Origin of the sequence: Martelella radicis (assembly GCF_014196625.1) — a bacterium.
GTDB classification, from domain to species: domain Bacteria; phylum Pseudomonadota; class Alphaproteobacteria; order Rhizobiales; family Rhizobiaceae; genus Martelella; species Martelella radicis.
The window spans coordinates 252,175-267,774 of sequence record NZ_JACIDZ010000003.1; the positions used below are offsets into that span (position 1 = coordinate 252,175).

Annotated in this window: 14 protein-coding genes; 8 read left to right on the plus strand and 6 right to left on the minus strand. The window is 61.4% G+C overall.

Going from position 1 to position 15,600, the window contains the following annotated elements:
• Positions 1-91: 91 nt before the first annotated feature.
• Positions 92-343: a hypothetical protein gene (locus GGR30_RS06855; RefSeq protein ID WP_183483871.1), complete on the plus strand. Its 252-nt coding sequence runs from the start codon at positions 92-94 to the stop codon at positions 341-343.
• A 6-nt stretch (positions 344-349) separates the two neighbouring features.
• Here the strand turns inward: GGR30_RS06855 and GGR30_RS06860 are convergent, their stop codons facing one another.
• Entirely contained in the window at positions 350-820 is a 471-nt protein-coding gene (locus tag GGR30_RS06860) for a tRNA (cytidine(34)-2'-O)-methyltransferase (RefSeq protein WP_183483873.1), read from the minus strand.
• Positions 821-867: 47 nt separating this feature from the next.
• Entirely contained in the window at positions 868-2,250 is a 1,383-nt protein-coding gene (locus GGR30_RS06865; RefSeq protein ID WP_183483875.1) for an SLC13 family permease, read from the minus strand.
• A gap of 73 nt (positions 2,251-2,323) precedes the next feature.
• Between GGR30_RS06865 and GGR30_RS06870 the strand changes: the two genes are divergently transcribed.
• A complete protein-coding gene (locus GGR30_RS06870; RefSeq protein WP_210287963.1) occupies positions 2,324-3,145 on the plus strand; it encodes an AraC family transcriptional regulator in 822 nt (273 codons plus the stop codon).
• Here GGR30_RS06870 and GGR30_RS06875 read toward each other — a convergent pair.
• Positions 3,112-5,112: an FUSC family protein gene (locus GGR30_RS06875; RefSeq protein WP_183483877.1), complete on the minus strand. Its 2,001-nt coding sequence runs from the start codon at positions 5,110-5,112 to the stop codon at positions 3,112-3,114. The genes GGR30_RS06870 and GGR30_RS06875 overlap by 34 nt on opposite strands.
• Before the next feature lie 417 nt (positions 5,113-5,529).
• Here GGR30_RS06875 and GGR30_RS06880 point away from each other — a divergent pair, with 417 nt between their 5' ends.
• Entirely contained in the window at positions 5,530-7,386 is a 1,857-nt protein-coding gene (locus GGR30_RS06880) for an ABC transporter ATP-binding protein (protein WP_183483879.1), read from the plus strand.
• A 267-nt stretch (positions 7,387-7,653) separates the two neighbouring features.
• Here the strand turns inward: GGR30_RS06880 and GGR30_RS06885 are convergent, their stop codons facing one another.
• Positions 7,654-7,938, minus strand: coding sequence for a GIY-YIG nuclease family protein (locus tag GGR30_RS06885; protein WP_183484106.1), 285 nt, complete (start codon positions 7,936-7,938; stop codon positions 7,654-7,656).
• Positions 7,939-8,233: 295 nt separating this feature from the next.
• Here GGR30_RS06885 and GGR30_RS06890 point away from each other — a divergent pair, with 295 nt between their 5' ends.
• The 5 genes from GGR30_RS06890 to GGR30_RS06910 all read left to right on the plus strand — a co-directional run bounded on the left by GGR30_RS06890 (position 8,234) and on the right by GGR30_RS06910 (position 13,735).
• Positions 8,234-10,102: an ABC transporter ATP-binding protein gene (locus GGR30_RS06890; protein WP_183483881.1), complete on the plus strand. Its 1,869-nt coding sequence runs from the start codon at positions 8,234-8,236 to the stop codon at positions 10,100-10,102.
• 230 nt (positions 10,103-10,332) lie between these two features.
• A complete protein-coding gene (gene petA / locus GGR30_RS06895) occupies positions 10,333-10,911 on the plus strand; it encodes a ubiquinol-cytochrome c reductase iron-sulfur subunit (RefSeq protein ID WP_183483883.1) in 579 nt (192 codons plus the stop codon).
• A 17-nt stretch (positions 10,912-10,928) separates the two neighbouring features.
• Positions 10,929-12,206 carry a cytochrome b gene (locus GGR30_RS06900; protein ID WP_183483885.1) on the plus strand — a complete coding sequence of 426 codons (1,278 nt, stop codon included), beginning with the start codon at positions 10,929-10,931 and terminating at the stop codon, positions 12,204-12,206.
• A 23-nt stretch (positions 12,207-12,229) separates the two neighbouring features.
• Complete coding sequence (locus GGR30_RS06905) at positions 12,230-13,087, plus strand: cytochrome c1 (RefSeq protein WP_183483887.1); 858 nt, start codon at positions 12,230-12,232, stop codon at positions 13,085-13,087.
• A gap of 108 nt (positions 13,088-13,195) precedes the next feature.
• Positions 13,196-13,735 carry an adenine phosphoribosyltransferase gene (locus GGR30_RS06910; protein ID WP_183483890.1) on the plus strand — a complete coding sequence of 180 codons (540 nt, stop codon included), beginning with the start codon at positions 13,196-13,198 and terminating at the stop codon, positions 13,733-13,735.
• Positions 13,736-13,753: 18 nt separating this feature from the next.
• Here GGR30_RS06910 and GGR30_RS06915 read toward each other — a convergent pair whose 3' ends face one another.
• Complete coding sequence (locus GGR30_RS06915) at positions 13,754-14,245, minus strand: glutathione peroxidase (protein WP_183483892.1); 492 nt, start codon at positions 14,243-14,245, stop codon at positions 13,754-13,756.
• 137 nt (positions 14,246-14,382) lie between these two features.
• Positions 14,383-15,486, minus strand: coding sequence for a redox-regulated ATPase YchF (gene ychF, locus GGR30_RS06920; protein ID WP_183483894.1), 1,104 nt, complete (start codon positions 15,484-15,486; stop codon positions 14,383-14,385).
• Positions 15,487-15,600: the final 114 nt, after the last annotated feature.

The following is a 15,600-nucleotide window of genomic DNA, read 5'->3' on the forward strand; positions in this document are numbered from 1 at the left end:
AAATGCATGCGCCCGGTTTGCCGGGCTTTTGATTTGACTCGCAAATGCGATGTGAAAACCTTATCTTCTTTGAAAGATGAAGGATAGCGGGATGGCCAATCTTCCAAAGCCGCCGTCCATGGACGGGCTCAAGAAGCGGATCAGACAGCACCGCCAGCAGCAGGGCGACGGCGGTTTCGTACGCGAGCGCTATTGCCTGTCGCGCGAGGACGCGCGCGCCAAGGCGCGGGAGTGGTTCGAAAGCTATCCGAAAGCCGCCTACTGGACCGAGGTCGAAAGCTGGCGCGTGCTGAGCGGCGACCGGATCGAGTTCACCATGCGCAGGCTTTCCTCCGCAGACTGAGTTTCGTCACGATAACCTGTCGAAGCCGCCCGTCTGCCTGAGCGCTTCGCCTGCCATCATGCCAACGGAAACTGCCAGATTGATTGAGCGCTCGCCTTCAACCATCGGAATGCGGACGCGGTGGTCGACGCTTTCGTGGACGAGATCGGGAACGCCCGCGCTTTCTCGGCCAAAAAGCAGGATATCGCCGGCTTCGAACGGGAATTCGGTATAGGCGAGGCTTGCCTTGGTGGAGGCAAGAACCAAGCGCTTTCCGGTTTCCAGGCGCCAGGCCTCGAAAGCCTCCCAGTCGATATGGCGGGTCATGACCGCCTTGGCGAGATAGTCCATTCCCGCCCGTTTCAGGTTCCTGTCGGAGAGCGGGAAGCCTGTCGGTTCGATGATGTCGACGGCAAGTCCGAGGCAGGCGGCGAGCCGCAGGATCGTGCCTGTATTGCCGGCAATATCCGGCTGGTAAAGGGCGATGCGCATGGTCATGGGCGCTCTTTACGCTCTGGCGGGCCGTCGCTCAAGTTTTACCGGCTTCAGATGAAGCCAAGCAGTTTCCACCAGAAGAAATCGAGCGGCAGGAGTATGAAGGCGGTGATCAGCGTCAGCGGGAACAGGATTTTCATCATGTTGCCCACCGGCTGTTCGGTCACCTGCATGCCGACCATCAGCGGCGCGGACTGATAGGGAAACAGAATGGTTGAAAACCCGATCACCTGCGTCATCAGCACGGCCGTCAGAGAAAGGCCGGTCAATGCCGAAAGCTCGGATGCCATCGGCGTCAGCACGGCTGGCACTCCCGGCAAAATCGAGATGATGCCGACGACGAAACCCATCAGCGACAGCGAGAGGAAGTTGATGAAATCCCGCCCGGGGCTGAGCGGCAGGACATATTCCATGCCCTGGGCGATGACGATGCCGAGCCCGGTCGCGTTGACCACGGCGCCGACAGCAAGAAAACCGGCGATGAACAGGAAGACGCCGAAATTGACGTGTTTGTCGAAATCCTCCGGCGCTACGGGCCCGATGCCGGGCATCAGCAGGCCGATCGAGGCGCAGATGCCGATCCAGGCCGGATTGATGCCGTGGAAGGTGTCAGTCACCCAGAAGGCGAGCGTGATGGCAAGCACGGCGATCACATACCATTGCCGCCAGCCGAGCGGCTGGGCGCGTCCGACTTCGCCGTCATCGGCTGCCGCCGGCTGCGGCGTGTCGGGAAAGAGGCGTACAATCAGGGTGAAGATGATCACGCTCTTGATCAGGCCCAGGATCGGGAAATGCAGCGCCATGTACTGGGCATAGGTCAGGTCCACGCCGTAGATCGTCTGCGCCGCGCCGGCGAGAATGAGGTTCGGAACATTCGAGGGCAGAAGCGTAAAGCCCGGCAGATGGCAGGCAAACACCGTAGCGAGCGCCACTGCCGCTCTCCCGTTGGTGCCCTTGGCGAAACCGAGCTTGTCTGAAAGTGCGAGCACGATCGGCCAGAGCAGAAAGAACCGGCCGAGCGAGGAGGGCATGACGAAGGCGAGAACGATGGCGACGGCGAAGATGCCGAAAATCAGCAGCGGGAAACTGTGCGAGAGCCTTGCGGTGAGGGCAGAGCCGATGCGTTCGCTGAGCCCTGCCTTGCGCACGCCGGCGGCGATCAGAAAGCCGGAGAACACCAGCCACATTGCCGAGGAATGGAAGCCGGAAAATACCACGTCGGGCGGCGCCAGCTTGAAAAGCAAAGCCAGGGCGATGAAGATCAGGCTGGCGAGATAGGCCGGCACCAGTGCCGTCGCCCACAGGCTGAGCGTCACCAGAACGAGCCCGAGCGTGCGGGCCTGGTCGGTTGTCATCAGCGATTGCGGATAGAAGGCGAGCACGAGCGCGAATGCGGCAAGGCCGGCGACGATGATCTTCTTGTATTTCAGCATGGAGTTCAATCAGCGGTGTTGGAAACTGGCAGACGTCATATTAAGCGTAGGAAGACCATTACGGAACAGCTATATGATGCCAAACGATATCGAACTTACGCCATCCGTCATGCCGGAAGACGGGCCGGGCTGGATCATTGATGCCGCCCGGCCGGTGACGGTGCGGGCGCAGCGCTGGCGGGCCGGCGAGGTTGGTCGCACCGCCCATGCCCACCCGCGCGGCCAGCTCGTATGGGCGGAAGAGGGCATTCTCAGGGTGCATTCATGCGGCGCTCACTGGCTGGCGCCAACCAGCCATGCGGTCTGGATCCCCGGCGAAGTCTTCCATGCCGTGGTCATGGAAACCGATGTTTCGACCTGTTTCATCTATATCGACCCTTCGGTGACGGACCTTCGCGGCAGGCATTGCGAGGTGCTCTACATGACGCCGCTGATGCGCCAGCTTCTCCTCAGGTTTCGCGCACTCGGCCTCTCGGGAAACAGGGACCGGCTTTCGCGGCTGTCCGGCGTCATCATCGATGAACTCGCTTTTCTGCCGACGGCGCCGCTCAGTCTGCCTGCCGGCAGCGATCCGCGCCTTGTGCGGGTGACCGGTCGCCTGCTGGAGCGGCCTGATGATCACGCCAATCTGGAGGAGCTTGCGCGCTTTGCCGGCGCCGGAACCCGCACGCTTGAACGCCTGTTCAGGCGGGAGACGGGCCTCAGCTTTTCCGAATGGCGCAATCGCCTGCGTCTGATGGAGGCCGTCAATCACCTCAGTCACGGCAAGAGCAGCGTCGAGATCGCCAGCCTGCTCGGCTATCGCAGCGCCAGCGCCTTCGTTGCCGCCTTCAGGCGCAATTTCGGTGTGCCTCCGCAGTCCTATCTGAAGGACGGTTCGAGCGAACCGGCTTGAACCGGCTTGCGGCCCGGCCGACGTCTGAGATACGTCCGAAGCCAGGCGATCTCGGCCTCGACGTCGCCGAACCGGTCGTCCTTTTCTCGCCCGCCGAATTCCTTCTCCGCCCGTGTGCCGTCCGCCATCGACGCGAGCGCTGTCGCTGCACGGCTGGCGCGTTCCGCGTCTGGCGGGGCATCGCCGAGCCTGCGTCCTTCAGCATAAACGGTAATGGCGTCGGACAGTCGTTCCGCGCCGGCGACCGCTGGAAACCAGGCGGCGGCCTCGCGGCCGGCGGGCGGCGGTTCGGCAACCAGACGGCCGAGCACGGTGCGAAGGTCGGAAAGCGCCCGCGAGGCCGAAAACTCGCAATTGGTCAGCGTCTGCCGCATCTTCGCAAGCGATGCGTCGTCATCGGGTCTCGGCGCGGTTGCGGCGGCAAGATAGGCCCCGACCTTGTTCATGGCGGCGGCAAAGGCCTTGCCGAGGCTCTCCTCCTGAGAACGCGGCCAGATCAGATAGCCGAACACAAGCGCAATCGCCGAACCGGCCAGCGTGTCGGCCAGCCTCTGGATGTCGTAGCTTGCCGCAGGTCCCGGCGCCACCATGTCGATCATCAGCAGGATCACGGGCGTGAGGAAGGTCACCATCACCGCGTAACTGCGCAGGCCGGCGAAGGGAATGATGGCGCAAAGAACCATGATGACCGGAACGAAGGCGACCCCGCGCGGGACCAGCGCCGATACGGCAAGGGCGATGCCCACGCCGACAAGCGTGCCGAGGCTGCGATGGATGGCGCGCAGAAAAACCGAGCCGAAATCGGGCTTGAGCACGATCGCGACCGTCATCGGAAGCCAGTAGGAGTGGTCGCCGGGGATCAGGCGGCCGACGCCGACCGCCAGCCCCATGCAGAGCGAGAGCCGGAAGGCGGAGACCACGACCTCGCGGCCAAGAACAAGCCGGCGGGCGAGGCGCGTTCCAGGACCTGCTGAAAACACCGCATCGCTCGCGCCGCTCGCCTGTGGGTCTTCCATCTGCTCCGGTCCTGCAGAGGAAGGCCACATGGCGGCGGCGAGGCGGTCTGCGATCCGCATCGCTTCGCCGGTTTCCTCGTCGGTTGCGACTGCTTGCGGCGATTGCTTGGCGCGGGTCATGTAGGCCTGCGCCATGGCCTCAAGCTTTCGCGCCGTCTTGAGAAGCCGGTCATCGCCACGGGCTGTGATGATTGCCATGGAAAGCTGGTTGACCAGCGAGAGAACTGCGGCCGTTCTCAGCACGTAGCGGGTGCGGGCGCGCCCGTGGCTGCGCTTTTCGATCAGTGTCGCATAGGCGGTCTTGGTGGCGTCAGCTAGCGCCCGCCGCGCGGCAATCATGCGCATGCGGTTTTCCGGCGTCGAAGCCTTGCCGACGGCTTGCGAGGCGCGGGCAAGCTCTGCAAGCATGCCGACAATATCGGCCAGCATGCGCCGCTCGGGCCGGTCGCGCTCGAACCACGCCCCGATGCCCAGCATCAGGGCAACGAATGCGGCGCCGGAGAGAAAGCAGACAAACACCAGCCATGACGGCACTGCCGATGGCGCATGGGCATTGACCACCGCCAGCACAAGCATGTTGAGCGCGCCGGTGGAAAAGGCCGCGCCATAGCCGCTGATGAGGCCCGAGATGAGGCCGATCAACATCAGGAGAGCGATCGTGACGAGACCGTGGCCGCCGACCTCAGGGCCGATCAGGCACCCCGTCGCGCCGATCAGTGCGGAAATGCCCAATTGCCGGAACCGCTCGCGGTAAGGGTCGAGCCGCACCGTGACGGCCGCGAGAAACCCGCCGAGTGCCACATAGAGCATCGGTCCCTGATGGCCGGTCATCGCCCCGGCAAGAAGAGGCAGGCCCGTGCCCAGCGAAAGGCGGATCGAATGCCGCCACGGCCGGTAGGGCGTGGGTTTTAACAGCGCGAGATTGTGGAGCCACTGGGCTTTGGCGAACACCGCGATCCTTCCATACGATTCCCGTCCGGTCCATCTATCACGACACATTGGGCCGCGCACAAGGCCGGCCGCGCCACGAAAGCGCGCCAAAAGCGTTGCCGAGCGGCAACAATCCTCTCGCAAATGCCGTTTTCAACGGTGCCGTCTGTAGCCAGCTTCAGGGGAAGGCGCTATAAGGGCGGCGTTTCTCTAACCGGCGAAAGGAGCATGGCATGATGAACATCACTGGCTTTGTAGTGCTCCGCGTTCCACCGCGCCGCACCGTGTGACCTTTCACACGACCTTCCTCTTTCCTATTTAATCATTCGAATTAACGCGTCCGTGTGAAAACGGCCGCTGTTCCATTCCCGGGTCCGTTCGCGCGGACATATCGTGCTCTTTTCTGCAGGAGCGTCCGGGAGGCATTGGAGTCCGATCATGTTTCGCTGGTTTGAAACCCGTCTCAATCCCTATCCCGAGGCAGAGCCCACCGCGCCGCCCTCTGGCCTGATCCCGTTTCTGTGGCACTATTCGAAGCCTGCCGCCCCCTATCTGGCACTGATGGCTTTCATTGCCGCGCTGGTTGCCTTCGGAGAGGTTTACCTGTTCCGCTTCCTCGGCGATATCGTCGACTGGCTGTCGACGGCCGACCGCGAGACCTTCCTTGCGGATGAAGGCTGGCGGCTCGCCTTCATGGGCGCGCTGGTCCTGGTGTTGCTGCCTGGGCTGACGATCTTCTCCTCGCTGCTGATCCATCAGGTGCTCCTGGGCAATCTGCCGATGATCAGCCGCTGGCAGATGCATCGTTATGTGCTGCGCCATTCGATGAACTTTTTTGCCAACGAGTTTGCGGGTCGGGTCTCGCAGAAGGTCATGCAGACCTCGCTGGCGATCCGCGAAACGGTGATGAAGGCGCTCGACATGTTCGTCTACGTCATCACCTATTTCGTTTCGATGATCTTCATCGTGGCTGCTGCCGACAGGCGTCTCGTCATTCCACTCTTGGTCTGGATCGTCGTCTATGCCGTCCTGCTCTGGTACTTCATTCCGCGTCTGCGCAAGATCTCGGCCGATCAAGCCGATGCGCGCTCGCTGATGACGGGCCGGGTGGTCGACAGCTACACCAATATCGCCACCGTCAAGCTGTTCTCGCATGCCGGCCGGGAGGAGCTTTTCGCGCGAGAAGGCATGGATGGCTTCCTGGACACCGTCTATCGCCAGATGCGGCGCGTGACGCAGTTCCAGGCGCTGGTCTACATAAACAATGCGGTGGCGCTCTTTGCAGTCAGCGCTCTGGCGATCCGTTTCTGGCTCGAGAGCAGCATCACCGTCGGCGCCATCGCGCTGACGCTCGGCCTTGTCATGCGTATCGGCGGCATGTCGCAGTGGATCATGTGGGAGGTCACAGGCCTCTTCGAAAACATCGGCACGGTCTATGACGGCATGTCGATGATGGCGAAGAAGCACGAACTGGTTGATGCCGACGGTGCAAAGCCGCTCGCCGTCAACAAGGGCGAGATCGTCTATGACGACATCTCCTTCCACTACGGCAAGGAAGGCGGCGTGATCTCCGGCCTGTCGCTCACCATCAAGCCGGGCGAGAAGGTCGGCCTTGTCGGACGCTCCGGCGCCGGCAAGACGACGATGATGAACCTCCTGCTGCGCTTCTTCGATCTGGAGGGCGGGAAGATCACCATCGATGGCCAGGATGTCTCGAAGGTATCGCAGGACAGCCTGCGTTCCATGATCGGCGTGGTGACGCAGGATACCTCCCTGCTGCACCGCTCCATCCGGGACAATATCGCCTACAGCCGCCCGGGCGCCAGCGACGAGGAGGTGATTGCCGCCGCCAAGCGCGCGAACGCCTGGGACTTTGTCGAAGGGCTTTCCGACATGCAGGGCCGCACCGGCCTTGACGCCCATGTCGGCGAGCGCGGGGTGAAGCTTTCCGGCGGCCAGCGCCAGCGTATTGCGATCGCCCGCGTTTTCCTGAAGGACGCGCCGATCCTGGTGCTGGACGAGGCGACCTCGGCGCTTGATTCCGAGGTCGAGGCGGCCATCCAGGAAAGCCTGTTCGGGCTGATGGAGGGCAAGACCGTGATCGCGATCGCCCACCGGCTGTCGACGCTGACGGAAATGGACCGGCTCGTCGTTCTCGACAAGGGCGAGATCATAGAGACCGGCACGCATCAGGCACTCGTCGAGGCCGGCGGCATCTATGCCGACCTCTGGAAACGCCAGTCCGGCGGCTTCCTCGCCGAAGACGACACGGTGGCCGGAGAGGCTGCGGAGTGACAAAGGACGGGCCTGCCAGAGATGGTGGGCCCGTTTCGGTTATGGGGCAGGTTTTGTGACGCTTTCACTTGCCCGAGACCGCAGGGCGATGCTGGATGACGCCAGCGCTTTCCATGTGGCCCTGGACCCCGGCTCAAGGCCGGGGTGACGGAGGATCGGGAGAGAAAGCAACCAGACAGGCACGCTCTCTTTTATCTCAGCCTCTCCTCTCCCGTCATCCCGGCCTTGAGCCGGGATCCAGGGCCACGCGGGGAAACCTCGCCGTGATCACAACAGGTGGTGGGAAATGTCACGCCATTGGGGATTGCTCGTTTCGATCAGATGCAGCTTCCATGCCCGTGGCCACTTCTTGATTGTTTTCTCGCGGTTGATTGCATCGGTCACGAGGTCATGCTCCTCGAACCAGACCAACGTTTTGACACCGTAGCGCTGGGTGTAGCCGGGCGTCAGGCCATGCTGATGCTCATAGAGGCGGCGCGCGAGATCGCTGGTTACGCCGGTGTAAAGCGTACCGTTCGGTTTCGAGGCGAGGATGTAGACATAGCCTTTCATGCGATGAGGTTCTGATGAAGAGCCCAAATAGGCAAGCGCTTTCCATTTGGCCCTGGATCCCGGCTCAAGGCCGGGATGACGGATACGGTTGGTCGGTGAGTAAACGGATAACGCCCCTGTTCCTCTAACACCCTCTCCCGTCACCCCGGCCTTGAGCCGGGGTCCAGGGCCATGCGGGAAGCCTTTGTTGCTGTTGAAACAGTCCCTGCGGGGTGGAAAGGCGACCCGGCTGTCCACTCTCTTTTGATCAAACGATAATTGGCGCGCCTGCCGAATCCCTGTATCTCTTTTCGCCATGATATTTCAGCGCATTGCAGACCTGTTCGAGCGGTGGATCGATCCGCTGGCCGACCATACGCCTGAGCGGCCGCCGGAGAAGCTTGTCCCGTTTCTCTGGTATTTCCTGCGTCAGGCGAAGTGGCCCTTCTTCGCCATGCTTGTCGTCGGCGGGGGCGTGGCGATCATGGAATCGGCCTCCTTCTGGTTCATGGGCGTGCTGATCGACATTCTCGATGGAACGCCGCGTGAGGCGGGCTGGTCGGGGCTGATGGCCGAATACGGCTGGGTGCTGATCGGCATGGCCTTTGCCATGGTGGTCGTCCGCGTCGGGCTGACCACGCTGCAGATGCTGATCGAGGAACAAACGATCGTTCCCGGCTTCAACAATCTGGTGCGCTGGCAGTCCTACCGCTATGTGGCGCGGCAATCGCTCGATTTCTTCCAGAACGATTTCGCCGGACGGATCGTCACCAAGGTGACGGCGGCTGGCCAATCGATCGGCGACCTGATGTCGTCGCTGCTGCAGGTCGTCTGGTTCATGGCGATCTACGCGATCTCGACCATGGCGCTGGTGGCTGCCCTCGACTGGCGGCTGGCGGCGCTGATCGCGCTCTGGATCGCGATCTTCGCCATTCTGGCGCGCTTCTTCGTGCCGCGCATCCGCGAAAACGCCCGCGAGCTGGCTGAAGCCAATTCGATGATGTCCGGGCGGATGGTCGATTCTTTCTCGAACATCCTGACCCTCAAGCTCTTCGGCAGCGACGAGGGCAATGACGGCTATATGCGCGGCGGCTTCGAGCGGCTGATCGCTCGCGTTCAGGCCTTTACCCGGCTGATCACCGGGGTCAGGGCCTCGCTCAGCCTGTTGTCGGGCGTGATGATCACGGCGATTGCGGCGCTCTCGGTGCATCTCTGGTTTTCCAGCGATATCACCTCGGGCGATGTCGCCTTCACGCTCGGCCTGTCGCTTCGCCTTTCCATGCTGCTCGGCCGGCTGATGATGCAGCTGAACGGCATCATGCGTGCGATCGGCACTATCCAGAATTCCGCCGAACTGATCTCGCAGCCAATCGGGCTGGTCGACAAGCCGGACGCCGTGCCGCTCGTTCTGCGCAATCCGGCAATCCGCTTCGACAATGTCAGCTTCGGCTATGACGGCGGCAAGGGCGTGATCCGCGACTTTTCGCTTGACGTGCGCGCCGGCGAGAAGGTCGGTATTGTCGGGCGCTCCGGGGCTGGAAAGTCGACGCTCGTCAACCTGCTGCTGCGTTTCTATGATGTCGACAGCGGCCGTATCCTGATCGACGGCCAGAATGTTGCCGATGTGACGCAGGAAAGCCTGCGGGCGGGGATCGGCATGGTGACCCAGGATACCGGCCTGCTGCATCGCCCGATCCGCGACAATATCCGTTTCGGCAATGAAAATGCCGGCGACGACATGTTGTGGGAGGCGGTCGAGCGGGCGGAGGCTGACGGTTTCATCGGCGATCTGGCCGATCTGCGCGGGCGCAAGGGGCTTGATGCCTATGTCGGCGAGCGCGGGGTGAAGCTTTCCGGCGGCCAGCGCCAGCGTATTGCCATTTCGCGGGTGATGCTGAAGGACGCGCCGATCCTCGTTCTCGACGAGGCGACCTCGGCGCTCGATTCGGAGGTCGAGGCCGCGATCCAGGCCAATCTGATGAAACTGATGGAGGGCAAGACCGTGCTCGCCATCGCCCACCGCCTGTCGACGATCGCGGCGCTTGACCGGCTGATCGTCATGGACAAGGGCCGGATCGTCGAGGAAGGCACCCATGATGCACTGATCGAGAAGGGCGGGCTTTACGCTTCTCTCTGGGCCCGGCAGTCCGGCGGTTTCCTGCCCGAACTCGACGACGGGGAATAGGCGTTTGCCGGTTTTCCGGTTGCAGCGCGGCATGGCGGCGGGTCGGCCGTTTCCGCTCGGTTCACAGACGATAACCATTGCCTGTGATTGAAATTGGTCAAACACTGGACATCCTAAATAATCATGCATAAAACTTGGCGATCATATGAACGTTGCCATGGCGCTTTCGCTTTTTGTGCGAAGGAGGGACGTCACCGCAGGCAACGGCATCAGCTGATGGAGGGATAGCGGTGCAAGACGAGACTGTTTCGACGGATCATTCCGGCGAACCGACCCGGCGCGATTTTCTGTATCTGACAACCGGCGTGGCCGCTGCGGTGGGGGCGGCAGCCGTCGCCTGGCCGTTCATCGACCAGATGCGGCCGGATGCGTCGACGCTGGCCCTTTCGACCGTCGAAGTGGACGTTTCCAGCCTCGAGCCCGGAATGTCGCTGACGGTGAAGTGGCGCGGCAAGCCGGTTTTCATCCGCAATCGCACGGAGCGCGAGATCGAAGAGGCAAAGGAGGTGCCGCTTTCCGATCTCAAGGACCCGGAAGCGCGCAACGAGAACCTGCCTGCGGGTTCTCCGGCGACCGATGTCGACCGTTCCGCCGGCGAAGCCAAGGAAAACTGGATCGTGATGATCGGGTCATGCACCCATCTCGGCTGCATTCCGCTCGGCCAGGCCGGCGATTTCGGCGGATGGTTCTGTCCCTGTCATGGCTCGCACTACGACACGGCTGGCCGCATCCGCAAGGGCCCCGCGCCGCAGAACCTTGCCATTCCGCTATACGCATTTACGTCCGACACTGTGATCAGGATCGGTTGAGGGGGAGAGACTGAATCATGAGTGGACACTCGAGCTATGTGCCGAAGAATGGCGTGTCGAAATGGGTGGATGCGCGACTGCCGCTGCCCCGCATGCTGTATGACAGCTTCGTTTCCTATCCCGTTCCGCGCAATCTGAATTACGCCTACACGTTCGGCGCCATGCTTTCGGTCATGCTGCTGGTGCAGATCGTGACCGGCATCGTGCTGGCGATGCACTACACATCGTCGACTTCCGCCGCCTTCCTGTCGGTCGAGAAGATCATGCGCGATGTGAATTACGGTTGGATGCTGCGCTACATGCATGCAAACGGTGCGTCGTTCTTCTTCATCGCCGTTTATCTGCATATCGCCCGCGGGCTTTATTATGGCTCCTACAAGGCGCCGCGCGAAATTCTCTGGATGCTCGGCGTGGTGATCTATCTGCTCATGATGGCGACCGGCTTCATGGGCTATGTCCTGCCCTGGGGCCAGATGTCGTTCTGGGGCGCGACCGTGATCACCGGCTTCTTCACCGCCTTTCCACTGATCGGCGACTGGGTCCAGCAGCTTCTGCTTGGCGGATTTGCCGTCGGCGAGCCGACGCTGCAGCGCTTCTTCGCACTGCATTATCTGCTGCCCTTCATGATTGCCGGCGTCGTGGTTCTGCATATCTGGGCGCTGCATGTGACCGGCCAGACCAACCCGACGGGCGTCGAGGTCAAGCAGAAGAGCGATACGGTGCCGTTCACGCCCTATGCTACGCTGAAGGACGCCTTCGGCGTGACGATCTTCCTGATCGCCTATGTCTGGTTCATCTTCTACATGCCGAACTATCTCGGCCATCCGGACAACTACATCCCGGCCGACTCGATGAAGACGCCGTCCCACATCGTGCCGGAGTGGTATTACCTGCCCTTCTACGCGATGCTGAGGGCGATCACCTTCGATATCGGCCCGATCGATTCCAAACTCGGTGGCGTTCTGGTAATGTTCGGTTCGATCATCATCCTGTTCTTCCTGCCCTGGCTCGATACGTCAAAGGTCCGCTCGGCTGCCTATCGTCCGTGGTTCAAGCTGTTCTTCTGGCTGTTCGTTGCCAATGCGATCATGCTCGGCTGGCTCGGCTCGCAACCCGCCGAGGGCGTGTTCGTGGTCATGTCTCAGCTTGGAACGCTCTTCTATTTCGGGTTTTTCCTGGTGCTGATGCCGGTGCTCGGCCTGATCGAGAACCCGACCCGGGTACCGAACTCGATTACCGAGGCGGTGCTCGAGAAGGAGGCCGCGCGCAAGAAGCCGGCCGAGAGCAATACGTGATGCGTGGCGAGAGGGGAAAAACCATGAAAAAGCTTATCGCCACCGTTCTGTTTTCGGCACTCCTTTCACCCTTCTGTCTTTCGTCCGCCTTGGCTGCGGAAGAGGGGGAAGAGGGCGGCACGCCGCATTATCCGCTGGAGCATCCCGAACAGATGGACTGGAGTTTCGCCGGCCCGCTTGGCACCTATGACCGCGGCCAGCTCCAGCGCGGCCTGAAGGTCTACAAGGATGTCTGTTCCGCCTGCCATTCGCTCGATCTGGTTGCCTTCCGCACGCTTTCAGGGCTGGGCTATTCCGAGGAACAGGTGAAGGCCTTTGCCGCCGAATACGAGATCGAGGCCGGGCCTGACAATGACGGCAACATGTATATGCGGCCGGGCATTCCGTCGGACTATTTCCCGGCGCCATTCGAGAATGCAGAACAGGCCGCGGCGTCCAACAATGGCGCAGCCCCGCCGGATCTGTCATTGATGGCCAAGGCGCGCGGCATCACGCGCGGCTTCCCGACCTTCATCTTCGACATATTCACCCAGTATCAGGAAGGCGGGCCGGATTATATCCATGCTCTGCTGACCGGCTATGAAGAGCCGCCGGAAGGCGTCGAGATCCCGGCGGGGACCCATTACAACCCCTATTTCGCCAATGCCGCCTCTCTCGCCATGGCGCCGCCGCTTTCCGAGGGAATCGTCTCCTACGACGATGGCGCGCCGGAGACGGTGGACCAGTATGCGCGCGACGTTGCCGCCTTCCTGATGTGGACGGCGGAACCGAAGCTGGAGGATCGCAAGCAGACCGGTCTCGTGGTCATGGTTTTCCTGGTGATCATGGCTGTTCTCGTGTTCCTCACGAAAAAATCGGTCTATGCACGCAAGCACGATTGATTTTTCGTGCTCAAGCGTGAAGAAAGGAAAGGCGGTGCGGACCGCCTTTTTTCATGGACTGCCCGACCGTATTGCCTGGACCAAAGCCCGACAAAAGGACGTCAGTAGATGAATCCCAATCCTGAATTGCTCAATGCCATTCGCTCGATTCCGGATTACCCGAAGCCCGGTATCATCTTTCGTGACATCACCACCCTTCTGGGCGATGCGCGGGCCTTTCGCCGGGCCGTTGATGAACTGGTTCAGCCTTATGTCGGCATGAAAATCGACAAGATCGCGGGCATCGAGGCGCGGGGTTTCATTCTGGGCGGCGCACTTGCGCACCAGCTTTCAGCAGGCTTCGTGCCGATCCGCAAGAAGGGCAAGCTGCCCGACAAGACCGTCTCCATGACTTATTCGCTTGAGTATGGCGAAGATGAGATGGAAATGCATGTCGATGCCGTCAAACCGGGTGAGAAGGTCATTCTCGTCGATGATCTCATTGCCACCGGCGGTACGGCCGAAGGCGCGGTCAAGCTCCTCCGCCAGATCGGCGCGGAGATCGTCTCGGCCTGCTTCATCATCGATCTGAAGGATCTTCCCGGTCGCAAGAAGCTCGAAGCCATGGATGTCGAGGTTCGCTCGCTGGTGCAGTACGAAGGCCACTGAGGCCTTCGCAGGAGGCATTCAGTCCCTGGCGGCGGCCAGCGCGTCGTTGATGTCATCCTGAAGGTCCTCAGGGTTGATGGTCGGGGCAAAGCGTTTGATCGGCTCGCCATTTCGGCCGATCAGGAATTTGGTGAAATTCCACTTGATGATCCCGGAGCCGAGAAAGCCCGGCCGCTCCTTCTTCAGATATTTGAACAGCGGATGGGCATCGTCGCCGTTGACGTCGACCTTGGCGAACATCGGGAAATCGATGCCGTACTGGGTCTTGCAGAAATAGTCGATCTCGTCCTCGTCCCCCGGCTCCTGGCCGCCGAACTGGTTGCAGGGAAAGCCAAGCACGGAAAAGGCCTGCTCGCTGTATTTCTTCTGCAGCATTTCCAGCCCTTCATATTGCGGCGTGAAGCCGCATTCGCTTGCCGTGTTGACGATCAGGAGCACATGGCCCTTGTATTCGGAAAGCGCGACGGTCCGGCCGTCAATGCTCTTGGCTGAGAAGTCGTAGATGCTCATCTGTTCGCCCGGTTGTTGTTGCAGGTAAGGAATTTCGTTGCTGAGAAGGTGGGGCAGGAAGGGATCACCTTCAAGCCAAAAGGAAAGGCCGGTCGTATCCGGACCGGCCTTTAATATGCATTTCATGTCGCTCTGGCTTACGTATTGAACCGGAAGTGGATGACGTCGCCGTCCTGAACCACATACTCCTTGCCTTCGTCGCGGGCCTTGCCGGCTTCCTTGGCGCCGGTCTCGCCCTTGAAGGCGATGAAGTCGTCATAGGCGATCGTGAAGGCGCGGATGAAGCCGCGTTCGAAATCGGTGTGGATCACGCCGGCGGCGGCCGGCGCCTTGGTGCCGCGACGGATGGTCCAGGCGCGGGTTTCCTTGGGACCGACGGTGAAATAGGTAATCAGGTCCAGAAGCTCGTAGCCGGCGCGGATCAGGCGGTCGAGGCCAGCTTCCTCCAGGCCCATCTCGGAGAGGAACATCTCCGCTTCCTCGGCGTCGAGCTGGGCAACTTCGGCCTCGATGGCAGCCGAAATGATAACGGTCCCGGCAGACTGTTCAGCGGCCATGGCGGCTACTTTTACCGTCTGCGCATTGCCTTTCGCCGCATCGCCTTCGGCGACATTGCAGACGTACAGCACCGGCTTCGACGTCAGGAGGTTCAGGCCTTTCAGGATTTTGACGTCCTCGGCGTCCAGCTCGTTCAAGAGCGAGCGTACCGGCTTGCCATCCTGCAGAAGCTTCAGCGATGCTTCCATCACCGGAAGCACGGCGAGCGCTTCCTTGTCCTTGCCGGTCGCGCGCTTGCGGATCTGGTCGACCCGGCGTTCCAGGCTTTCAAGGTCGGCAAGCATCAGTTCGGTTTCGATCGTATCGGCGTCGGCAACCGGATCGATCCGGCCTTCGACATGGGTGATGTCGTCATCCTCGAAACAGCGCAGAACATGAACAACGGCATCGACCTCGCGGATATTGGCGAGGAACTGGTTGCCGAGACCTTCGCCCTTGGAGGCGCCGCGTACCAGGCCTGCAATATCCACGAAGGAGATGCGGGTCGGAATGATTTCCTTCGAGCCGGCGATCTTTGCAAGGGCTGCCATTCGCGGATCGGGGACGGCAACCTCGCCGGTATTGGGCTCGATCGTGCAGAAGGGATAGTTGGCGGCCTGAGCTGCGGCGGTCTTGGTCAGCGCGTTGAAAAGGGTCGACTTGCCTACATTGGGCAGGCCGACAATTCCGCATTTGAAGCCCATGGGGATATCCTGCTTTTAAATTCGTTTCCTGGCCCGAGGCTATGGGCGATGTAGGCGCCCAAGGTCAAGGCCTCATCACCAATGAGCGGCTTTTCTGCGGGGCGGCCCTTGCGA